Annotated in this window: 15 protein-coding genes; 7 read left to right on the forward strand and 8 right to left on the reverse strand. The window is 66.1% G+C overall.

Annotation, left to right across the window (positions count from 1 at the left end; translation table 11 throughout):
* Positions 1-32: 32 nt before the first annotated feature.
* Positions 33-5009, reverse strand: a complete 4977-nt coding sequence (locus tag N7367_RS15565) for an NAD-glutamate dehydrogenase domain-containing protein (protein ID WP_065182907.1) — start codon at positions 5007-5009, stop codon at positions 33-35.
* 251 nt (positions 5010-5260) lie between these two features.
* On the opposite strand from N7367_RS15565, the gene N7367_RS15570 reads away from it, so the two are divergent.
* Genes N7367_RS15570 through N7367_RS15580 form a run of 3 tightly spaced genes read left to right on the forward strand, consistent with a single transcriptional unit; the run spans position 5261 to position 10365 of the window.
* Positions 5261-5917, forward strand: a complete 657-nt coding sequence (locus N7367_RS15570) for a TetR/AcrR family transcriptional regulator (RefSeq protein WP_053515419.1) — start codon at positions 5261-5263, stop codon at positions 5915-5917.
* Complete coding sequence (locus N7367_RS15575) at positions 5917-7176, forward strand: efflux RND transporter periplasmic adaptor subunit (RefSeq protein ID WP_053515418.1); 1260 nt, start codon at positions 5917-5919, stop codon at positions 7174-7176. The genes N7367_RS15570 and N7367_RS15575 overlap by 1 nt, the downstream gene beginning before the upstream one ends.
* Before the next feature lie 15 nt (positions 7177-7191).
* The gene (locus tag N7367_RS15580) at positions 7192-10365 is read left to right on the forward strand and encodes a multidrug efflux RND transporter permease subunit (protein WP_053515416.1); all 3174 of its coding nucleotides are present in this window, start codon (positions 7192-7194) and stop codon (positions 10363-10365) included.
* Between the two features lie 79 nt (positions 10366-10444).
* Here N7367_RS15580 and N7367_RS15585 read toward each other — a convergent pair whose 3' ends face one another.
* Both N7367_RS15585 and N7367_RS15590 read right to left on the reverse strand, forming a co-directional pair.
* Positions 10445-10732 carry a hypothetical protein gene (locus tag N7367_RS15585; protein WP_253120396.1) on the reverse strand — a complete coding sequence of 96 codons (288 nt, stop codon included), beginning with the start codon at positions 10730-10732 and terminating at the stop codon, positions 10445-10447.
* A 126-nt stretch (positions 10733-10858) separates the two neighbouring features.
* Positions 10859-12007, reverse strand: a complete 1149-nt coding sequence (locus N7367_RS15590; RefSeq protein WP_053515412.1) for an acyl-CoA dehydrogenase family protein — start codon at positions 12005-12007, stop codon at positions 10859-10861.
* Between the two features lie 152 nt (positions 12008-12159).
* On the opposite strand from N7367_RS15590, the gene N7367_RS15595 reads away from it, so the two are divergent.
* The 3 genes from N7367_RS15595 to metH are packed head-to-tail and all read left to right on the forward strand — an operon-like array spanning position 12160 to position 16936.
* Positions 12160-13089: a metalloregulator ArsR/SmtB family transcription factor gene (locus tag N7367_RS15595; protein WP_053515410.1), complete on the forward strand. Its 930-nt coding sequence runs from the start codon at positions 12160-12162 to the stop codon at positions 13087-13089.
* 13 nt (positions 13090-13102) lie between these two features.
* Positions 13103-14194: a homocysteine S-methyltransferase family protein gene (locus tag N7367_RS15600; protein ID WP_279942733.1), complete on the forward strand. Its 1092-nt coding sequence runs from the start codon at positions 13103-13105 to the stop codon at positions 14192-14194.
* Between the two features lie 57 nt (positions 14195-14251).
* Positions 14252-16936 (forward strand): methionine synthase, encoded by a 2685-nt coding sequence (gene metH / locus N7367_RS15605; protein WP_279942734.1) that lies wholly within the window; start codon positions 14252-14254, stop codon positions 16934-16936.
* Positions 16937-16996: 60 nt separating this feature from the next.
* On the opposite strand, the gene N7367_RS15610 is transcribed toward metH, so the two are convergent.
* The 5 genes from N7367_RS15610 to N7367_RS15630 all read right to left on the reverse strand — a co-directional run bounded on the left by N7367_RS15610 (position 16997) and on the right by N7367_RS15630 (position 20956).
* The gene (locus N7367_RS15610; RefSeq protein WP_279942735.1) at positions 16997-17674 is read right to left on the reverse strand and encodes a DUF2058 family protein; all 678 of its coding nucleotides are present in this window, start codon (positions 17672-17674) and stop codon (positions 16997-16999) included.
* A gap of 15 nt (positions 17675-17689) precedes the next feature.
* A complete protein-coding gene (locus N7367_RS15615) occupies positions 17690-17929 on the reverse strand; it encodes a SlyX family protein (RefSeq protein ID WP_053515402.1) in 240 nt (79 codons plus the stop codon).
* The gene (locus N7367_RS15620) at positions 17922-19271 is read right to left on the reverse strand and encodes a UDP-glucose/GDP-mannose dehydrogenase family protein (protein ID WP_053515400.1); all 1350 of its coding nucleotides are present in this window, start codon (positions 19269-19271) and stop codon (positions 17922-17924) included. Before N7367_RS15620 ends, N7367_RS15615 begins: the two co-directional genes overlap by 8 nt.
* A gap of 23 nt (positions 19272-19294) precedes the next feature.
* Positions 19295-20272 carry an FKBP-type peptidyl-prolyl cis-trans isomerase gene (locus tag N7367_RS15625; protein WP_065182910.1) on the reverse strand — a complete coding sequence of 326 codons (978 nt, stop codon included), beginning with the start codon at positions 20270-20272 and terminating at the stop codon, positions 19295-19297.
* A 96-nt stretch (positions 20273-20368) separates the two neighbouring features.
* Positions 20369-20956, reverse strand: coding sequence for a glutathione peroxidase (locus N7367_RS15630; protein WP_053515396.1), 588 nt, complete (start codon positions 20954-20956; stop codon positions 20369-20371).
* A 367-nt stretch (positions 20957-21323) separates the two neighbouring features.
* Here N7367_RS15630 and N7367_RS15635 point away from each other — a divergent pair, with 367 nt between their 5' ends.
* Complete coding sequence (locus tag N7367_RS15635) at positions 21324-21569, forward strand: hypothetical protein (protein ID WP_065176058.1); 246 nt, start codon at positions 21324-21326, stop codon at positions 21567-21569.

A 21569-nucleotide genomic window follows, 5' to 3' on the forward strand; every position in this document is an offset into this window, starting at 1 on the left:
CGCAGACCGGGCGTGGCCCGGCACTACATCAGTCACGCACCGTGTGCGGCCAGCTGGCCCAGGCGCTGGACCGCGACCGAGACGGTCGGGTAGTCCAGGGTCTTCTGCTCGGCCAGTTCCGCCAGCATTGCCAGGGTGAAGCGCAGGCTGTTGTCATCGCGGCCCATCCATGCAGCCACCTTGGCCTCGGCACTGCCGCCCTTGGTGGCGAGCACCTGACCGGCCAGGTTGCGATGGTTGGCGGCCAGCTCGTCGCGCAGCACGCCGCGTGCCACCGCATGCCAACGGCCGTTGACTTCCAGTGCATCGACCTGCTCGAACAGCCACGGCAGCTGCAGGGCATCGCCCAGGCGGAAGTGCACCTTGGACACGTCCACCGGCTTCAGCTTGCGGGTACGGGCCAGTTCGATGATGTCGAACGCCGGTTCCAGGAAGTGCAGCTCGGACAGCTGCTGTGCCAGCGCGGACGGCAGGCCCTTCTCCTTCCACTCGGCCACCAGCGCCTCGTAGGTCGGACGCTGCGAGTCCGGCAGCACACCCGACGCGACACGGATGTCGTTGAACGGGCCCTGATAGCGGTTGACCGCTTCAGTGATGCCCGGCATCGCACCCGGACGCGACAGCAGCCAGCGCACGAACGAACGCTGCAGCTTCCAGATCACCTCCAGCGCGTCGATCTGCACCGACTCCGGCACCTTGCCGTCGAGGGCGTCGATCTGCGCCCACAGCGCGCGCGCATCCAGCGTCTCGCGGCTGATGGTGTAGGCCTTGGCGACCTCGGCGATGGAACGGCCGGTGTCTTCCTGCATGCGCATCAGGAACGTTGCGCCCATGCGGTTGATGGTCTGGTTGGTCACCGCCGTGGCGATGATCTCGCGCTTCAGGCGGTGACGCTCCATCGCATCGGCGTACTTCTTCTGCAGCGGCGTGGGGAAGTAGCGCAGCAGCTCCTTGGAGAGGTACGGATCTTCCGGAATATCCGACTCCAGCAGCTGGTTGAACGCCACCAGCTTGGAGTAGGACAGCAGCACCGACAGTTCCGGACGGGTCAGGCCCTGGCCGCGCGCCTTGCGCTGGGACAGCTCGGCATCGGACGGCAGGAACTCGATCTGCCGATCCAGCAGCCCCTGCTGTTCCAGGGTGCGGATGAAGTGCTGCTTGGAACCCAGGCGCTTGACCGCCATCCGCTCCATGAGGCTCAGCGCCTGGTTCTGGCGATAGTTGTCGTTGAGCACCAGGTCGGCGACTTCATCGGTCATCGAGGCCAGCAGCTTGTTGCGCTGGTCGACCGTCAGCTTCTTCGCCCGCACCACATCATTGAGCAGGATCTTGATGTTGACTTCATGGTCCGACGTATCCACGCCGGCCGAGTTGTCGATGAAGTCCGTGTTGAGCAGCACGCCGGCCTGCGCGGCCTCGATACGGCCCAGCTGGGTCATGCCGAGGTTGCCGCCCTCGCCCACCACCTTGCAGCGCAGCTCGCCACCGTTCACGCGCAGTGCGTTGTTGGCACGGTCGCCGACATCGCTGTGCTGCTCGCTGGCGGCCTTCACGTAGGTGCCGATGCCGCCGTTCCACAGCAGGTCCACCGGTGCCTTCAGGATCGCGCTCATCAGGTCGTTCGGCGACAGCGCCTTGACGTTCTCGTCCAGGCCCAGCGCTTCACGCACCTGGGGGGTGATCTCGATCGACTTCAGGCTGCGCGGGTACACGCCGCCGCCCTTGCTGATCAGCTTGGCGTCGTAGTCCGCCCAGCTCGAACGCGGCACGGTGAACATGCGCTCGCGCTCGACGAACGAGGTCGCCGCGTCCGGGTTCGGGTCAAGGAAGATATGGCGGTGGTCGAATGCCGCGACGAGACGGATGTGGCGCGACAGCAGCATGCCGTTGCCGAACACATCGCCGGACATGTCGCCGACGCCGACCGCGGTGAAGTCCTGGCTCTGGCTGTCACGGCCAAGCGCACGGAAGTGGCGCTTGACCGACTCCCATGCACCGCGCGCGGTGATGCCCATGCCCTTGTGGTCGTACCCCACCGAACCACCGGAGGCGAACGCATCGCCCATCCAGAAGCCGTGCGCGATGGCCAGGCCGTTGGCGATATCGGAGAAGGTCGCCGTGCCCTTGTCGGCGGCCACCACCAGGTACGGATCGTCCATGTCGTGCCGCACGACATCCACCGGCGGCACGATCTTGTTGTTGACGATATTGTCGGTGATGTCCAGCAGGCCCTGGATGAACAGCTTGTAGCAGGCCACGCCGTTGGCGAAGATCGCGTCGCGGTCGCCGTTCACCGGCGGGGTCTTGGCGAAGAAGCCGCCCTTCGCACCGACCGGCACGATGACGGTGTTCTTGACCATCTGCGCCTTGACCAGACCCAGCACTTCGGTACGGAAGTCTTCGCGACGGTCCGACCAGCGCAGGCCGCCACGGGCCACCGCGCCGAAGCGCAGGTGGGTACCTTCCACGCGCGGACCGTAGACGAAGATCTCGCGGTACGGACGCGGCTTCGGCAGGTCCGGCACCAGCGCCGAGTCGAACTTGAAGCTGATCACATGGCCGTGCTGGCCATTGGCGTCGGTCTGGTAGTAGCTGGTACGCAGGGTGGCATCGATCACGCCCATGAACGAACGCAGGATGCGGTCTTCGTCCAGGCTCGACACGCGGTCCATCAGCTTCAGCAACGCATCGCGCGCGGCCTGCATCTGCGCGTCGCGGTCACCCTTGCGGGCATCGACCACGGTCTTGAGCACCTTCAGGGTGGCCTCGTCGCCGGCGGCCAGCACATCGAAGTGAGCCTTCAGCTGGGCCTGGCCGGCCGCGATGTCGTCCTTGCTCTCGTGGCCGGTGGCCGGATCGAAGCGCGCTTCGAACAGTTCGACCAGCAGGCGCGCCAGCAGCGGATAGCGGGCGAACGTGCCTTCCACGTACGCCTGCGAGAACGGCACGCCGGTCTGCAGCAGATACTTGCAGTAGCCGCGCAGCATGGCGACCTGGCGCCAGTGCAGGCCGGCGGCCAGCACCAGGCGGTTGAAGCCATCGTTCTCGGCATCACCGTGCCAGACGCGGGCAAAGGTTTCGCCGAATGCTTCGTCGACGCTGGCGGCATCGATCGCACCGGCCGTCGATTCGACCTCGAAGTCCTGCACGTATACCGGAGCGTTGTCGACCGACAGGCGGTACGGGCGCTCGGCGATCACGCGCAGGCCCATGTTCTCCATCATCGGCAGCGCGTCGGACAGCGGAATGTCGTCCAGCTGGCGGTACAGCTTCAGGCGCAGGCCATCGCCGCTTTCGCGCGGCACCGCCTGCAGGCTCAGGCGCAGATCGTCCGGACCGGTCAGCGCGTCGAGCTGGCTGACGTCGTTGGCGGCAACTGCGGTGCTGTTGTCTTCGATGTAGCCGGCCGGCAGTGCCTTGCCGATGCGGGCCGCGATGCGCAGGCCTTCGCTTTCGCCATGACGGGCCACCAGCGCTTCGCGCAGGTCGTCCTGCCAGTTGCGCAGCACCTGGGCGAGCTTGCGCTCCAGTTCGGCGGTATCCACGTCAAGCATCTCGCCGGGCTTCGGGCGCACGATCAGATGCACCTGCGCCAGCGGCGATTCACCCAGCACCACCGAGCTGTCGACGTACTCGCCATGCAGCGCTTCCTTCAGCATCGCCTCGATGCGCAGGCGCACGTCGGTGTTGAAGCGCTCGCGCGGCAGGTAGACCAGCGCGGAGATGAATCGGCTGTACTTGTCACGGCGCAGGAACAGGCGGCTGCGCACGCGCTCCTGCAGGCCCAGCACGCCCATCGCGGTGCGGAACAGTTCGTCCTCGCTGGACTGGAACAGTTCTTCGCGCGGCAGGGTTTCCAGGATGTGGCGCAGTGCCTTGCCGCTGTGGCTGGACGCGGCCAGGCCGGACTGCTTCATCACGTATTCGTGGCGCTGGCGCACCAGCGGGATTTCCCACGGGCGGCGGTTGTAGGCACTGGAAGTGAACAGGCCGAGGAAGCGCTGCTCGCCGATGATCCTGCCCTTGGCGTCGAATTCCAGCACGCCGATGTAGTCCATGTAGCCGGCGCGGTGCACGCGGGAGCGCGCATTGGTCTTGGTCAGGATCAGCGCGTCCTTCAACCCCGACGTGGCGTTGAGGCCCTGGGCGGCGAGCGTCTTGACCGGGCGTGCGGCGGACTTGTCCTTGCCGCGCATCAGGCCCAGGCCGGTCTCGTTCAGCGGCGCCAGCACGTCTTCCTTGCCCTGCTTCTCGACGCGGTACTCGCGGTAGCCGAAGAAGGTGAAGTGGTTGTCGGCGGCCCAGCGCAGGAACTCCTGCGCTTCCCTGCGCGAGGCATCGTCGACCGGCAGCGCACGGCTGCCCAGATCGTCGGCCAGTGCCAGTGCCTTGTCCTTCATCGGCTGCCAATCGCGCACGATCGCCCGCACTTCGTCCAGCGCCTTGCCGATGGCCTGCTCGATGGCGGCCATGGCATCGGCCGGCTGGCGGTCGATCTCCAGCAGCATCACCGATTCGGCCTCGCCCTCGCCGACCTTGACCAGCTTGCCGGCCTTGTCGCGGGTGAAGCGCAGCACCGGGTGGCCGAGCACGTGCACGCCCACGCCCTGTTCGGCCAGTGACATGGTCACGGTGTCGACCAGGAACGGCATGTCGTCGTTGATGATCTGCAGCACGGTGTGCGGCGATTCCCAACCGTTCGCCTTCACCGTCGGATTGAACACGCGCACGTTGGCCTTGCCGGCCTTGCGGGCACGGGCGAACTCCAGCGTCTCGGCCGCGAGCGCGGCCCACTCTTCAGCGCTGTGGTGCGGGAACTCGTCCGCCTCCATGCGCTTGTAGAAGTCAGCGGCAAACGCCACTGCTTCGGCCTGGGCGGCCGCCGGGTAACGCTTGCGCAAGGCCGTGTATACCGGCTCCAGGGAGAAACCAGCGGTCACTGCGACCTCCGACTCAGCTGGTTTGGTCTTGTTTTTCACGGTCTTGGCTGCGGTTTTTTGCGGTTTCATGGCAGAGCGATGCGCTTGCTCAGTTGGGAAAATGAAATTGTAGCCCTCCCGCGCGAAAAGGCCTTGCTGCAGGACGGAATAAGCAGATTCGGGTTTGCTGCGGTTTAGACGCCTATTCAGTTCGCCCAGGTACGGAGCGAGCGGGGGGCGGCCGCCTTGCCGACAGGATCGGCAAAGCGTGTTACCGGAAGACACACGCGGGAACGTCGTTTCGATTCCACAATCCTGAACTGGACGGTATAGTCCACCGCGTGAACCCGGCCTACTTCCCCGTTGCCCTCGATGCGCGCGATGAGCGCGTGTTCGATGCCGTGCGCGAACTGCTGGCCCGGCAGGGCATGCAGATGAGCATGGATGCGGTGGCCCAGCAGGCCGGCTGCTCCAAGCAGACCCTGTACTCGCGCTATGGCAGCAAGCAGGAACTGCTGCGGCGGGTGATGCAGCGGCATGTGGGACACGCGACAGGAGCAATGCTGCGTGCACTCCGCAGTGACGACCTGCGTGCCAGCCTGTTGCAGTTCGCCATCGACTTCCTGGAGCATTTCAACCAACCGCATGTCGGCCAGGCCTGCCGGCTGATCGCTGCAGATGCCGCCCAGTTCCCCGAAGAGGCCCGGGCGCTGTACCGGCATGGTGCTGGCGCGCTGACACTTCATCTTTCTGAATGGATTGAAACCGTTTGCAGGCGTGGCCTGCTCCGGCATGACGACCCGCACTTCATGGCCGAACTGCTGCTGAGCATGATCGCCGGTCAGGATTTCGACAAACAGCGCTTCCATACCCCCCATCGTGATGACGCGCTCCTGCGTCGGCGCTGGGCAGAGTTCTCCGTCGACAGCTTCCTGCGCGCGTTTGCGCCGCAACCGTCGCCGGCCCCGTCTACAAACCAACCCCGGAGTTCCTCCTGATGACCGCCCCACTCCGCACCCTTGCCTTGACGTGCGCCGTTGCTGTCGCGCTGGCTGCCTGCAAGAAACCGGAACAGCAGACACCCCCGCCGCCGGAGGTGGGCGTGATCGATGCGAAGCCGCAGACCCTGCCGCTGCAGCGCGAGCTGGTCGGCCGCCTGTCGCCGTTCCGCAGTGCCGATGTCCGCGCACGCGTGCCGGGCGTGCTGCTCAAGCGCGTCTACCAGGAAGGCTCCCAGGTCAAGCAGGGGCAGACCCTGTTCCTGATCGACCCGGCACCGCTGCGCGCCTCGCTGAACGCGTCCGAGGCCCAGCTGGCGTCGGCGCGCGCCACCTACGCCAACGCCAAGGTGGCGGCCGATCGTGCCCGCTCGCTGGCACCGCAGCAGTTCGTCTCCAAGTCCGACCTGGACAACGCCGAATCGGCCGAGCGCACTGCGTTGGCCGCGGTCAAGCAGGCCGAAGCGGCGGTGACCTCCTCGCGGATCAACCTGGGCTACGCCGAAGTGACCGCGCCGATCAGCGGCGTGGCCAACAAGCAGCAGGTGACCGAGGGCGCACTGGTCGGCCAGGGCGACGTGACCCTGCTGACCACCGTCGACCAGCTCGATCCGCTGTACGTCAACTTCTCGCTCAGCGTGGACGAGCTGACCCAGCTGCGCGCGCAGCAGGCCAAGGGCGCCCTGGCCCTGGCCGGCGACGGCAAGGCCACCGTCAACGTGAAGCTGGCCGATGGCAGCACCTACAGCGAGCCGGGAACCCTCGACTTCTCCTCGACTACGGTCGACCCGGCCACCGGCGCGGTGTCGCTGCGTGCGCTGCTGCCCAATCCGCAGCAGATCCTGCTGCCGGGAGCCTTCGTCAGCTTCCAGGCCAACCTCGGCGAGCGCAACAATGCCTACCTGGTGCCGCAGCAGGCGCTGCTGCGCGACACCACGGGCGGCTACGTGATGGTGGTCGGTGCCGATGGCAAGGTCGCGCGCAAGAACGTCAAGACCGAAGGCGCACAGGGCGGCAACTGGCTGGTCAGCGATGGCCTGGCCGCCGGCGACAAGGTGATCGTGGCCGGCGTGCAGAAGGTCAAGGAAGGCAGCCCGGCCGTCGCCAAGCCCTGGACCCCGGGTCAGGACGCCGCCGGCAAGCCCGCGGCCGGCGGTGCCGGCCCGGCCGCACCCGCCGCTGCCGCCGACAAGGCTCCGGCCCAGACCGACGCAGCCGACAAGGCCGCGCCGGCCGCCACCGACTCGAACAAGCAGTAACGGGAACCTTCCGTCATGCCTAAATTTTTCATCGAACATCCAGTCTTCGCCTGGGTGGTAGCGATCCTGATCTCGCTCAGCGGCGTGATCGCGATCCTCAACCTGGGCGTGGAGTCCTATCCCAACATCGCCCCGCCACAGGTGACCGTCTCGGCCACCTATCCGGGCGCCAGCGCGGACACCACCGAAAAATCGGTCACCCAGGTGATCGAGCAGCAGCTGACCGGTATCGATCACCTGCTGTACTTCAGCTCTTCGTCCTCGTCCAATGGCCGCGCGCAGATCACCCTCACCTTCGAGACCGGTACCGATCCGGACATCGCCCAGGTGCAGGTGCAGAACAAGGTGTCGCTGGCGACGCCACGACTGCCGTCGGAGGTGACCCAGCAGGGCGTGGTGGTGGCCAAGGCCAATGCCGGCTTCCTGATGGTCGTGGCCCTGCAGTCGGATACGGCGGCGATCAACCGTGACGCGCTGAACGACATCGTCGGTTCGCGCGTGCTCGACCAGGTCTCGCGCATTCCCGGCGTCGGCAGCACCCAGCAGTTCGGTTCCGAGTACGCCATGAACATCTGGCTGAACCCGGAGAAGATGCAGGGTTATGGTCTCTCGGCCAGCCAGGTCCTGGCTGCCGTGCGTGCGCAGAACGTGCAGTTCGCCGCCGGTGCACTGGGCTCGGACCCGTCGCCGGAAGGCCAGCACTTCACCGCCACCGTGTCGGCTGAAGGACGTTTCAGCTCGCCGCAGGAGTTCGAGAACATCATCCTGCGCGCCAACGCCGATGGCTCGCGCGTGCTGCTCAAGGACATCGCCCGCGTCGCCTTCGGTGCCAACAACTACGGCTTCGACACCCAGTACAACGGCAAGCCGACCGGTGCCTTCGCCATCCAGCTGCTGCCGGGCGCCAACGCCCTGAACGTGGCCGATGCGGTGCGCGCCAAGATGGACGAACTGCAGCCCAGCTTCCCGGCCGGCGTGACCTGGTTCTCGCCGTACGACAGCACGACCTTCGTCAAGATCTCGATCCAGGAAGTGGTCAAGACCCTGTTCGAAGCGGTGCTGCTGGTGTTCCTGGTGATGCTGATCTTCCTGCAGAACTTCCGCGCCACCCTGATCCCGACCCTGGTCATCCCGGTCGCCCTGCTGGGTACCTTCCTGGGCATGTGGATGATCGGATTCACGATCAACCAGCTGACCCTGTTCGCGATGGTGCTGGCGATCGGCATCGTGGTCGACGACGCCATCGTGGTGATCGAGAACGTCGAACGCATCATGAGCGAGGAAGGCCTGGCGCCGAAGCCGGCCACGCAGAAGGCGATGACCCAGATCACCGGCGCGGTGGTGGCGATCACCGTCGTGCTGGCAGCGGTGTTCATCCCGTCCGCACTGCAGGGCGGTGCCGCCGGCGAAATCTACAAGCAGTTCGCGCTGACCATCGCCATCTCGATGGCGTTCTCGGCCTTCCTCGCGCTGGGCTTCACCCCGGCGCTGTGCGCGACCTTCCTGAAGCCGACGCACAACGACAACCCGAACATCGTCTACCGCACCTTCAACAAGTACTACGACAAGATCAGCCACACCTACGTGGGCCACATCACCTCGGCGGTGCGCCATGCCCCGCGCTGGATGATCCTGTTCGTGGTACTGACCGCGCTGTGCGGCTTCCTGTTCACGCGTATGCCGGGCAGCTTCCTGCCGGAAGAAGACCAGGGCTATGCGCTGGCGATCGTGCAGCTGCCCCCGGGCTCGACCAAGGGCCAGACCAACGAGGTGTTCGCGCAGATGCGCGGCATTCTGGAAAAGCAGGATGGCTTTGAAGGCATGCTGCAGGTGGCCGGCTTCAGCTTCGTCGGTTCCGGCGAGAACGTGGGCATGGGCTTCATCCGCCTGAAGCCGTGGGAAGAACGCGAGTTCACCGCGCCGGAGTTCATCCAGAACATGAACGGCGCGTTCTACGGCATCAAGGAAGCGCAGATCTTCGTGGTCAACCTGCCGACAGTGCAGGGCCTGGGCCAGTTCGGTGGCTTCGACATGTGGCTGCAGGACCGCAGTGGTGCCGGCTACGAGCAGCTGACGCAGGCCCGCAACATCCTGCTTGGCCAGGCGGCGCAGAAGCCTGAAGCACTGGTTGGCGTGCGTCCGAACGGCCTGGAGAACGCTCCGCAGCTGCAGCTGCACGTGGATCGCGTGCAGGCGCAGTCGATGGGCATGTCGGTGTCGGACGTGTACAGCACCATCCAGCTGATGCTGGCGCCGGTGTACGTCAACGACTTCTTCTACGAAGGCCGCATCAAGCGCGTGACCATGCAGGCCGATGGCCCGTACCGCACCGGCCAGGAGTCGCTGAAGAGCTTCTACAGCCCCTCCAGCCTGACCACCAACGCCGACGGCACCAACGCGATGATCCCGCTGAGCACCGTGGTCAAGTCCGAATGGGTGTCCGCATCGCCGTCACTGAGCCGCTACAACGGCTATTCGGCGATCAACATCGTCGGCTCGCAGGCGCCGGGCACCAGCTCGGGTGAGGCGATGCAGACCATGGAGAGCATCGTCAACAACGACCTGCCGGCCGGCTTCGGCTACGACTGGTCGGGCATGTCCTACCAGGAAATCCTGGCCGGCAACGCAGCGACGCTGCTGCTGGTGCTGTCCATCGTGGTGGTGTTCCTGTGCCTGGCGGCGCTGTATGAAAGCTGGTCGATCCCGGTAGCGGTGCTGCTGGTGGTGCCACTGGGCGTGCTCGGTGCCATCGGCCTGTCGATGATGCGTGGCCTGCCGAACGACCTGTTCTTCAAGATCGGCCTCATCACCGTTATCGGCTTGGCGGCGAAGAATGCGATCCTGATCGTGGAGTTCGCGGTGGAGCAGCGTGCGGCGGGCAAGAACCTGCGCGATGCCACCATCGAGGCGGCACGCCTGCGCTTCCGCCCGATCCTGATGACGTCCTTCGCGTTCATCATGGGCGTGATCCCGATGGCGATCTCCAGCGGCGCCGGCGCCAACTCCCGTCACGCCATCGGTACCGGCGTGATCGGCGGCATGCTGTTCGCCACCCTGCTCGGCCTGCTGATGATCCCGGTCTTCTTCGTGGTCGTGCGGCGCATGCTCGGCGACAAGCTGGACGAGCCGTCGAAGGAATTCCTCAGCCGCCAGCGTGAGGGCGAAGCAGCGCATCGTCCGGATCGCTGATCCACCCTGCGCTGCAACGAAAAGGCCCCGGAGCGATCCGGGGCCTTTTTTGTTTATCGCGGGGGGATGCCAGAGCAGATCAGCGCAGCAGCGCGACCGCCACGCACACCGCCAGCAGAACCAGCGCGGCCCATTGCATGGGTACGAAGAAGAAGTGGTGGGGCGCAGCTTCCCCTTTCTGCCGGGGAGTACGGTTGAGCCACAAGCCCAGCAGCACGTTCACGGTTGCACCAATGCCTGCCCCCAGCAGCACCTGGGGCAGCGGGATGTTGCCCCGGGGGCCATCGTGCGGGAAGAGGTAAGCCAGCAGCAGGATCGCTGCGATCGGCGTCACCAGTGTCAGGATTCCCCAACCTCGATAGATCATCTCTGCAGAACCTGTAAAAAAGGCCCTGCATTGGAACAGATCGGCATCGCCCGACCAACAGGCCCGTGCATGCAGGGCATGGATCTACCGGCTGCGCCGCTGTTGCAGCGGCGCAGCCGTTTCGACTCAGCGCAGCCCGGTCTCGTTGCGGGCGATCACCAGGCGCTGGATCTCCGAGGTGCCCTCGTAGATCTCGGTGATCTTGGCATCGCGGAAGTAGCGCTCCAGCGGCATTTCCTTGGAGTAGCCCATGCCACCATGGATCTGCACGGCCTGGTGGGTGATCCACATCGCCGCTTCCGACGCCGTCAGCTTGGCGATGGCCGCTTCATTGCTGAAACGCTTGCCCTGGCCCTTCACCCATGCCGCGCGCAGCGTCAGCAGCAGGGCTGCGTCCAGCTTGCACTTCATGTCGGCGATCTTGGCCTGGGTCATCTGGAAAGTACCGATCGGCGCGCCAAACGCCTTGCGCTCCTTCACATACTCCAGCGTCGCTTCATAAGCGGCACGGGCGATGCCGATGGCCTGCGATGCGATGCCGATGCGCCCGGCATCGAGCACGCCCATGGCGATCTTGAAGCCCTCGCCCTCCTGGCCCAGCACGTCTTCCGGCTGGGCGACGTAATCGTTGAATTCGATCTCGCAGGTCGCCGAGGCACGGATGCCCAGCTTCGGCTCGGTCTTGCCACGGCCGAAGCCGGCCTTTTCGGTGTCGACCAGGAAAGCCGTGATGCCACGCGCGCCCTTGTCCGGCTCGCTCATCGCGAACAACACGATGTACCGGGCCACCGGGCCGGAGGTGATCCAGCTCTTCTTGCCGTTGATGACGTAGGTGCCGTCGGCCTGCTTGACCGCGCGGCAACGCATGGCGGTCGCATCCGAACCGGACTGCGGCTCGGTCAGGGCGAATGCACCGATGGCCTCGCCCTCCGCGATGGCGCGCACGTACTTCTGCTTCTGCTCCTCGCTGCCGTGGGTCAGGATGCCGTTGCAGAACAGCGAATTGTTGACCGACATGATGGTCGAATGGGCCGCGTCGCCAGCGGCGACCTCCACCATCGCCAGCACATACGCGATCGGATCCATGCCGGCGCCGCCGTATTCGGTCGGTACCTCGATGCCCATCAGGCCGTTCTCGCCCAGCAGGCGGATGTTCTCCAGCGGGAACTCGCCGGTACGGTCATGATGCTCCGCGCTCGGGGCGATCTTCTCCTGCGCGATGCGCCGCGCCACGTCCTGCAGCATCAACTGCTCTTCAGTAAAGCTGAAATCCACAACACCCTCCCGGGTACATGAGGTTATGGCCGCGCAGCGCGCGCCCAGGTGTGCCGATTGTACCGGGGCCCGGGGAGTTTCCATACGCCACCGACTTGACCACGGCGGCCGATCCAGCGAATATATCTCTATATCGCGATAGGTAGATATTCATGGATCTGGAAGACTGGTCAACCCGCCTGAAGGTGTTCGCCGATGCGACGCGGGTGCGCCTGCTGGCGCTGCTGGAGCAGGAAGAGCTGACCGTGGCCGAGCTTTCGGCGATCACCCGGCTGGCCCAGCCGCGCGTGTCCACTCACCTGGCGCGCCTGAAGGAAGCGGGCCTGGTCCGCGACCGCCGCGCCGGCGTGTCGGCCTACTACCGCTTCGACGAAGCGCAGCTGGATCCGGCGCAGCGCGCATTGTGGCATGCCTTGAGCAACGGAAGCGACGATCCACTGCTGCGACAGGACGCTGAACGGGTCGCCGCCGTGCTGGCCAGCCGCGCCGCGGACCAGAACTGGGCCGACAGCGTGGCCGGCGACATGGAACGTCACTATTCTCCGGGCCGCACCTGGGAGGCGCTGGCGCGTACCGCCCTGCCCCTGCTGGAAACCGGCGACGTGCTCGATATCGCGTCCGGCGACGGCGTGCTGGCCGAACTGGTGGCACCGCATGCCAAGCGCTACATCTGCATCGACACCAGCGCGCGCGTGGTGGCCGCTGCCAGTGAACGCCTGCGCCGCCTGCCCAATGTGGAAGTGCGCGAGGGTGACATGCATGCCCTGCCCTTCAAGGACCGCAGCTTCGACCTGGTGGTGCTGATGCACGCACTGACCTACGCCAGCAAGCCGGCGCAGGCCGTCACCGAAGCCGCGCGCGTGCTGCGCCCGGGCGGCCGCCTGCTGCTGTGCAGCCTGGCGCGCCACGAACACAAGGCAGCGGTGGAAGCCTATGGTCACGTCAACCTGGGCTTCAGCGACAAGGAACTGAAGAAGTTCGTCGACAAGGCCGGCCTGCAGGTTTCCAGCCTGGAGACGGTCACCCGCGAGAAGCGGCCGCCGCACTTCGAAGTGATCTCGCTGATCGCCAACAAGCCCTGAGTCCGGAATCATCATGCCCGTCCTGCCCTGGTTGCACCCCGAACGTGCCAATGCCCTGCTGGGCGCGCTGCGCGAGCGGATCCTGATCATCGACGGAGCGATGGGCACGATGATCCAGCGCCATGGCCTGCAGGAAGGCGACTACCGCGGTGAGCGTTTCGCCGATGGCTACGATCACCTGCACGGGCCGGGCTGCGACCACGCCGCGCCGCAGGGCCACGATCTGAAGGGCAACAACGACCTGCTGCTGCTCACCCGGCCGCAGGTCATCGCCGACATCCACACCGCCTACCTGGAAGCCGGCGCGGACCTGGTGGAAACCAATACCTTCAACGCCACCTCGGTCAGCCAGGCCGACTACCACCTCGAGCATCTGGTGTACGAACTGAACAAGGCCGGCGCCGCCGTGGCCCGCGCCTGCTGCGATGCCGTTGAAGCCACCACGCCCGCCAAGCCGCGCTTCGTGATCGGCGTGCTTGGCCCCACCAGCCGCACCGCATCGATCAGTCCCGACGTCAACGATCCGGGCTTCCGCAACACCAGTTTCGATGAGCTGCGCGACACCTACCGCGAAGCCATCGATGGCCTGATCGACGGCGGCGCGGACACCCTCATGGTCGAAACCATCTTCGACACGCTCAACGCCAAGGCGGCGCTGTATGCGGTGGAGGAAGCCTTCGATGCGCGCGGTGCGCGCCTGCCGGTGATGATCTCCGGCACGATCACCGATGCCTCCGGCCGCACCCTGTCCGGCCAGACCGCCGAAGCCTTCCACGCCTCGCTGGCACACGCGCGGCCCCTGTCGATCGGCCTGAACTGCGCGCTGGGTGCCGATGCGATGCGCCCGCATGTCGAAACGCTGTCGCAGGTTGCCGACTGCCATGTCAGCGCGCATCCCAATGCCGGCCTGCCCAATGCCTTCGGCGAGTATGACGAGACCCCCGAAGAAATGGCGGCGACCCTGCGCGGTTTCGCCCGCGATGGCCTGCTCAACCTGGTCGGCGGCTGCTGCGGGTCCACCCCCGACCACATCCGTGCCATCGCCCAGGCGGTGGCCGGCCTGCCACCGCGTGTCCTGCCGGACCGCCAGGACCAGGCGGCATGAACGTCGCCGCCACCGTTCCGCACTTCCCGCCCTGCCGTTGCTGAGCCACTGCCTGCCATGACGCCTGTCCGCCCCACCCGCCTGTCCGGCCTGGAACCGCTGGTCATCACCCCGGACCTGCTGTTCGTCAACGTCGGCGAGCGCACCAACGTCACCGGCAGCGCGCAGTTCCGCAAGCTGATCAAGGAAGGCCGCTACGAGGAGGCCGTGGACGTGGCCCGGCAACAAGTGGCCAGTGGCGCGCAGATCCTCGACGTCAACATGGACGAGGGCCTGATCGACTCCGAGGCGGCGATGACCCGCTACCTCAACCTGATCATGTCCGAGCCCGACATCGCCCGCATTCCGGTGATGGTCGACTCGTCCAAATGGAGCGTGATCGAAGCCGGCCTGAAATGCCTGCAGGGCAAGAGCGTGGTCAATTCGATCTCGCTGAAGGAAGGCGAGGCCCTGTTCCGCGAACACGCGCGCAAGGTGCTGCGTTACGGCGCGGCAGCGGTGGTGATGGCGTTCGACGAAAGCGGCCAGGCCGACACCTGTGCGCGCAAGGTCGAGATCTGTACGCGCGCCTACCGCATTCTGGTCGATGAGATCGGCTTCCCGCCACAGGACATCATCTTCGACCCGAACATCTTCGCTGTCGCCACCGGCATCGAGGAGCACGACAACTACGCGGTGGACTTCATCGAAGCCACGCGCATCATCAAGCAGACCCTGCCGCACTGCCACGTCTCCGGCGGCGTTTCCAACGTGTCGTTCTCGTTCCGTGGCAACGAAACGGTGCGCCAGGCGATCCATTCGGTCTTCCTGTACCACGCCATCGCCGCCGGCATGGACATGGGCATCGTCAACGCCGGTGCCATGCCGATCTATGACGAACTGGAGCCGGACCTGCGCGAGCGCGTGGAGGACGTGATCCTCAACCGCCGCCCCGACGCCACCGAGCGCCTGCTGGAGATTGCCGAACGCTACAAGGGCAGCAAGGGCAAGGTGAAAAGCGAAGACATGGCCTGGCGCGCCAAGCCGGTCGAGCAGCGCCTGGCCCACGCCCTGGTGCACGGGCTGGATGCGTTCGTGGAAGAGGACACCGAGCTGGCACGGCAGGCCTCCAGCCGTCCACTGGACGTGATCGAAGGGCCGTTGATGGATGGCATGAACGTCGTCGGCGACCTGTTCGGTGCCGGCAAGATGTTCCTGCCGCAGGTGGTGAAGTCGGCCCGCGTGATGAAAAAGGCGGTGGCCTACCTGCTGCCCTATATCGAGGCGGAGAAGGCCCGCAGCGGTGACACCGCCAAGAGCAACGGCCGCATCATCATGGCCACCGTGAAAGGCGATGTGCACGACATCGGCAAGAACATCGTCGGCGTGGTCCTTGCCTGCAACAACTTCGAGGTAGTCGATCTGGGCGTGATGGTGCCGGCGCAGAAGATTCTCGATGCGGCCCGCGAGCACAAGGCCGACCTGATCGGCCTGTCCGGGCTGATCACGCCGTCACTGGAGGAAATGAGCCATGTCGCCCGCGAGATGCAGCGCCAGGGATTCGACCTGCCATTGCTGATCGGCGGCGCCACCACCTCGCGCGCGCACACGGCGTTGAAGATCGACCCGCACTACCATGCCCCTACGGTGTGGGTGAAGGATGCCTCGCGCGCGGTGGGCGTGGCCCAGTCGCTGATCTCGCGCGACCTGCGCGCGGGCTTCGTTGCTGCCAATGAAGCCGACTACGCCGAGATCCGCGCCCGTCACCGCAACCGTGGCGATGCCAAGCGGCTGGTCTCGCTGGAGCACGCGCGCGGCCAGAAATTCCAGGGCGGCTGGGACAGTTATGTGCCCCCGGTTCCGAACCAGCCCGGCCTGCATGTGTTCGAAGACTATCCCCTGTCAGAACTGGTCGATTACATCGACTGGACGCCGTTCTTCCAGGCCTGGGAACTGGCTGGCAAGTTTCCGGCCATCCTCACTGACGAGATCGTCGGCGCCCAGGCCAGCGAGCTGTACCGCGACGCCCGGGCGATGCTGGCGTGCATCGTCGCGGAGAAGTGGCTGACCGCCAAGGCGGTGTTTGGCCTGTGGCCGGCCAACAGTGTCGGTGACGATGTCCGCGTGCAGCATCCACAGGGCGAGACCACCCTGCACTTCCTTCGCCAGCAGGTCGACAAGCCGGCCGAGCGCCCCGACTTCTGCCTGGCCGATTTCATCGCACCGGCCGACAGCGGGCGACAGGACTGGATCGGTGCGTTCGCGGTCACCGCCGGTATCGGCATCGATGTCCATGTCGCGCGCTTTGAAGCCGAGCACGACGATTACAACGCGATCCTGCTCAAGGCCCTGGCCGACCGCTTCGCCGAAGCACTGGCCGAACGCCTGCACCAGCGGGTGCGCACCGAGTTCTGGGGCTATGACCGCACCGAAGCGCTGGACAACGATGCGCTGATCGACGAGAAGTATCGCGGCATCCGGCCCGCCCCCGGCTATCCAGCGTGCCCGGAGCACAGCGAGAAGCGCCGCCTGTTCGATCTGCTGCAGGCGGAAGCCAACGCGGGCATGACGCTGACCGAGAGCTTCGCGATGCTGCCCACCGCGGCCGTCTCCGGCTACTACTTCAGCCATCCACAGAGCCAGTACTTCGTGGTCGGCCGCCTCAGCCGCGAACAGGTGGGCGACTACGCGCGGCGCAAAGGCGTGGATCGCGCCCAGGCCGAGCGCTGGCTCGCATCCAACCTCGACTACGATCCCGAATAGACCGCGCAGAAACAGCAACGCCGGGCATTGCCCGGCGTTGCCGATCACTGCGGTGCAGGCTTACCAGACCAGGTCATCCGGCACCTGGTACTGCGGATCGGCGTAGGGATCGTCCTCGGCCGGGGCATCCGGATCGACCTTCAGCGCCACCGAGGCCGCGAACACGGCTTCGGCCTGGTTCAGCACCTCGGCGGTGACCAGCAGATAGCGGCCATTGAGCTGCACCACGCCCAGCTCGCCGGCATTGAGCGCGGTCAGCTGTGCCGCGGTGACATAGATCCGCTTGATCTTGCCGCCATACGGGAAGTGCCGCGCGATGTCGGCCGCCTCGTCATTCAGGCCCTTGTCCTTCAGCAGTTCTTCCAGCTTCGCCTTCGCCTCGCGGCGCTGGCGCGCTTCCTCCTGCTTCAGGCGCTCGGCTTCGATGCGCTCTTCCTTCTCCTTCTGGGCACGGATGGCATAGGCCTTGGCCAGATCCATCTCCTCGGCACTGCGTGGCCTGCGTGGGCTCTGCGGGCCCTGTCCACGGTGCTGCCCCGGCTTGCCCGGCGCACCGCCGGGACGGCGACGCTCACCGGGCGTGTGCTCGCCTTTGCCTGCGCCCTGCGGCTTTCCATTGCCGTTGCCGCCCTTGCCCTGCGGGCGGCCATCACGGCGGGGGCCATCATTCTTGCGCTCGGGCTTGGGCGCGGGCTTGAAGCCCAGGCCCAGCAACTGGTCGCGGAGGGTATCGCTCATAGATAAGGGTATGGATCAGTAGTGCGGCGGCGGCGGTTCGCTCGCCGGATCGGAGGAATTCAGTGCGTTGCGGACCTTGCCCAGGTCTTCCAGCAGCACGCGCAGCACATCGGCGTTGCGGGTGCCCTGCATCCGGGCATCGGCCAGTGCGTCGCTCAGTTCGGCCAGCGCGTGTTCCTGGAAGGACACACGCATCTCCAGCTCGACCAGGCGCGCTTCCAGCGCCTGCTCGCGTTCGGTCGGCAGCTCAGACATGCAGTGAACGCCCCCGGCCGATGCCGTAGTACGCCAGGCCCGCCGCTTCGACCTCGGCGGGGTCGTACAGGTTGCGGCCGTCGAACACGACCGCGTCCTTCAGCCGTTCGCGCAGCATCGAAAAATCAGGGCTGCGGAACTGCTTCCATTCGGTCACCACGATCAACGCATCGGCGCCCTGCAGCGCGTCATCGGCGCTGTCACAGAACACCAGATCATCGCGCTCACCGAAGATGCGCTGCGCTTCGTGCATGGCTTCGGGGTCGAACGCACGTACGGTCGCCCCACCCTCCCACAGCTGCGCCAGCAGGCGGCGGCTGGAGGCCTCGCGCATGTCGTCGGTATTCGGCTTGAAGGCCAGCCCCCACACGGCGAACGTCCTGCCGCGCACGCCCTCGTCCTCGCCCTTGTCATAGTGGCGCTGGACCAGGGCGAACAGGTGGCCCTTCTGCGCATCGTTGACCGCTTCCACCGCGTTCAGCAGCTTCGGCTCCAGGCCGCTCTGCTGGGCGGTGCGGGCCAGCGCCTGCACATCCTTGGGGAAACACGAGCCACCGTAACCGGCGCCCGGATAGATGAAATGCCAGCCGATGCGCGGGTCCGAGCCGATCCCCTGGCGGACCTGCTCGACGTCGGCGCCGACACGCTCGGCAATGTTGGCAATCTCGTTCATGAACGAAATCTTGGTCGCCAGCATCGCGTTGGCGGCGTACTTGGTCAGCTCGGCCGAGCGTACGTCCATCTCCACCACGCGGTCGTGGTTGCGGTTGAACGGTGCATACAGGCGACGCATCACCGCCACCGACTCGTCGCTGGTGGCACCGATGATGATGCGGTCCGGTCGCATGCAGTCGGCGACCGCGTCGCCTTCCTTCAGGAACTCCGGGTTGGAGACCACATCGAAGGCGATGTCGGCGCCGCGCGCCGCGAGTTCGTCGGTGATCGCTGCACGGACCTTGTCGGCGGTGCCGACCGGCACCGTCGACTTGTTGACCACCACGGTCGGCACGCTCATGTGCCGGCCGATGGTGCGGGCCACGGCCAGCACGTACTGCAGGTCGGCGCTGCCATCCTCGTCCGGCGGCGTGCCCACGGCGATGAACACCACCTGGCCATGCGCGATCGCCGCGGCCGCATCAGTGGTGAACGCCAGCCGCGCCGCAGCGTGGTTGGCCTTCACCATCGGCTCCAGGCCCGGCTCATAGATCGGGATGATGCCCTGGTTCAGGCCATCGACCTTGCCCTGGTCGATATCGACGCAGATCACCTGGTGGCCGACATCGGCCAGGCAGGTGCCCGTCACCAGGCCGACGTAACCGGTACCGAAAATCGCAACGCGCATGTCCGTGCAGGCTCCGTGGTGGCTTACGGCAGGACGCCCAGCAGTTCGACGTCGAAGGTCAGCGTGGCGTTCGGACCGATCGGGCCGCCCGGGGTGCCGTTCTCACCATAGGCCAGCTCGCCCGGGATCCAGAAGCGGTACTTGGAACCGACCGGCATCAGCGCGACGCCTTCGGTCCAGCCCTTGATCACCTGGTCCAGGCCGAACTCGGCCGGGCCACGGCTGGCGGAGCTGTCAAAGACGGTGCCGTCGAGCAGCTTGCCTTCGTAGTTCACGCGCACCTTGCTGGTCGGCAGCGGACGCTCGCCGCTGCCCGGGCGGATCACCTGGTACTGCAGCCCCGAGGCCGTGGTCACCACGCCCGGCTGGGTCTTGTTCTTGGCCAGGAATGCGTTGCCTTCCTGACGGTTGGTCTGTGCAGCCTGGGCGGCCTTGGCCTGCATTTCGGCCTGCTTGGTGCCCATGAACGCCTGGATGGTGGCCGTGGCGTCAGCCTCGGTCATCTTCGGCTGGCCCTTGCTCAGGCCAGTGCTGATTGCGTCAAACAGCGACGCAACGTCAATGTCGTCCTTCAGCTGTGCCAGCGACGGACCCACCGAGTAGGAACCGATCATCTGTGCGACCTTCACCCGATCGACCTTCGGCGGCTGCGAGCCCGGCGCAACGCCCGGCACCTGCTGGCCGCTGCGGGCCATCACGACCTGGCGCAGGGCGGCATCGGTGGCCTTGGCCTGCTCCTGGGTGATCTGCGGCTGCAGGCCTTCGAACGAACGTTCCACGGCCGTGCGCAGGGCAGCGACGTCGATTTCATCGGCGATCGGGGTGAACGACTTGGCGACATCCAGGCCGATGGCGTAACCGAGCTTCTGCTTGGGGGAATTCAAGGTTGCGGTCTCCTTGGCGGCTGCGGGGGCCGCCGGTTGTTGCGACAGAGCGACACCCGAAGTGCCCATCGCCAGAATCAGAACCGACGCCGCTGCGCCGCGCATTCCCATCTTCATTCGCTGCATTCCTGGAAGTGACTGGGCGCCGACGTCGGCGCGAAAAGAAGCATTGTCGCACGCATGCCGTCGATGTCGAGGCATCCGTGCCGGATATCAACGCGTGGCGGCGGGCGCGGCCAGTGCCTTGTCGATGGCCGCGATCAGCTGCGGATCATCCGGCGTGACCTTGCTGGCGAACTGGGCGATGACCCTGCCGTCGCGGCCGACCAGGTACTTGTGGAAGTTCCAGCCCGGCGCCACGCCGGTTGCCGCGGTCAGGCGCTGGTACAGCGGGGTGGCCTGCGCACCGACCACGTGGACCTTCTCGAACATCGGGAACTTCACGCCATAGGTCAGCGTGCAGAATTCCTGGATCTGCGCTTCGTCACCGGGTTCCTGGCCCTTGAAATCGTTGGACGGGAAGCCGAGGACCGCGAACCCGCGGCGTGCATAGCGCTGCTGCAGCGCTTCCAGGCCTTCGTACTGCGGCGTGTACCCGCACTTGCTGGCGGTATTGACCACCAGCAGCACCTGGCCGTGATAGCGCTGCTGCAGGTTGACCTGCTGCTTGCCGGCCAGGGGCCGGTAGTCCACATCCAGCAGATCGGCGGCCAGGGTGAGGCCGGGAAGGGCCAGCCCGGCCAGCAGGGTCAGCAGGGAAAGACCGCGCAGGCGGCGCGGGAAGACGGTCGGCAGGGGCATCGGAGCGGTCCGCGGTGGCCATTCACAGGGCCCGGCCGGGAGCGGCCGGGAATCGGCCGAACTATAGCACCGGCCCCGGGGGCACCCGGCCGCGCGACCGCCCCGGCGCTTTGCGCGGATTGGCGACAACGCCCACGGGGCAAGACGCTGCCCGTTGCTTGACATAGCATCGACGCAGCTGAATGGAAATGACGCAATGGCCCCGCACCCACCAAGCATCATTTAGCAGTAAAATCAATGAATTGCGGGATTTCGTCTGTGCCATGACACCCCCTGCCATCAGTTGGGTCATGTCGGGGGTTGCACGTCGGCGTGCCGGTGTTATAGTTGCATACAACACCAGTCACCTGAGACAGGGGGGTATGCCATGAACACCCGGATGCATCGCAACGTCACCGCTCCCGCGATCACCGCCGTTTCGACCCTGCTGGTGATGGCGTGGCTGGCCTCGCCACGCGCGCCCACCGCCCCCTCTCTGTCCGATACCCCGCAGGACGCGCCCACTCCCACGGCCGGGACGCCGGAAGCTTCACCCTCCCCCCCGCGTCGGCTGCACAGCTCCCTGTCCATGCCGTATTTCTCGTTCGCACAGCCGCTGACCCCACGGAGCTGA

It is taken from the genome of Stenotrophomonas sp. GD04145 (assembly GCF_029835135.1).
Lineage (GTDB): Bacteria > Pseudomonadota > Gammaproteobacteria > Xanthomonadales > Xanthomonadaceae > Stenotrophomonas > Stenotrophomonas maltophilia_P.

Coding starts and splice junctions, on each gene's coding strand:
- N7367_RS15565 (WP_065182907.1), bottom strand. CDS start 5,009: ATGAAACCGCAAAAAACCGCAGCCAAGACCGTGAAAAACAAGACCAAA.
- N7367_RS15575 (WP_053515418.1), top strand. CDS start 5,917: ATGACCGCCCCACTCCGCACCCTTGCCTTGACGTGCGCCGTTGCTGTC.
- N7367_RS15580 (WP_053515416.1), top strand. CDS start 7,192: ATGCCTAAATTTTTCATCGAACATCCAGTCTTCGCCTGGGTGGTAGCG.
- N7367_RS15585 (WP_253120396.1), bottom strand. CDS start 10,732: ATGATCTATCGAGGTTGGGGAATCCTGACACTGGTGACGCCGATCGCA.
- N7367_RS15595 (WP_053515410.1), top strand. CDS start 12,160: ATGGATCTGGAAGACTGGTCAACCCGCCTGAAGGTGTTCGCCGATGCG.
- N7367_RS15600 (WP_279942733.1), top strand. CDS start 13,103: ATGCCCGTCCTGCCCTGGTTGCACCCCGAACGTGCCAATGCCCTGCTG.
- metH (WP_279942734.1), top strand. CDS start 14,252: ATGACGCCTGTCCGCCCCACCCGCCTGTCCGGCCTGGAACCGCTGGTC.
- N7367_RS15610 (WP_279942735.1), bottom strand. CDS start 17,674: ATGAGCGATACCCTCCGCGACCAGTTGCTGGGCCTGGGCTTCAAGCCC.
- N7367_RS15615 (WP_053515402.1), bottom strand. CDS start 17,929: ATGTCTGAGCTGCCGACCGAACGCGAGCAGGCGCTGGAAGCGCGCCTG.
- N7367_RS15620 (WP_053515400.1), bottom strand. CDS start 19,271: ATGCGCGTTGCGATTTTCGGTACCGGTTACGTCGGCCTGGTGACGGGC.
- N7367_RS15625 (WP_065182910.1), bottom strand. CDS start 20,272: ATGAAGATGGGAATGCGCGGCGCAGCGGCGTCGGTTCTGATTCTGGCG.
- N7367_RS15630 (WP_053515396.1), bottom strand. CDS start 20,956: ATGCCCCTGCCGACCGTCTTCCCGCGCCGCCTGCGCGGTCTTTCCCTG.
- N7367_RS15635 (WP_065176058.1), top strand. CDS start 21,324: ATGAACACCCGGATGCATCGCAACGTCACCGCTCCCGCGATCACCGCC.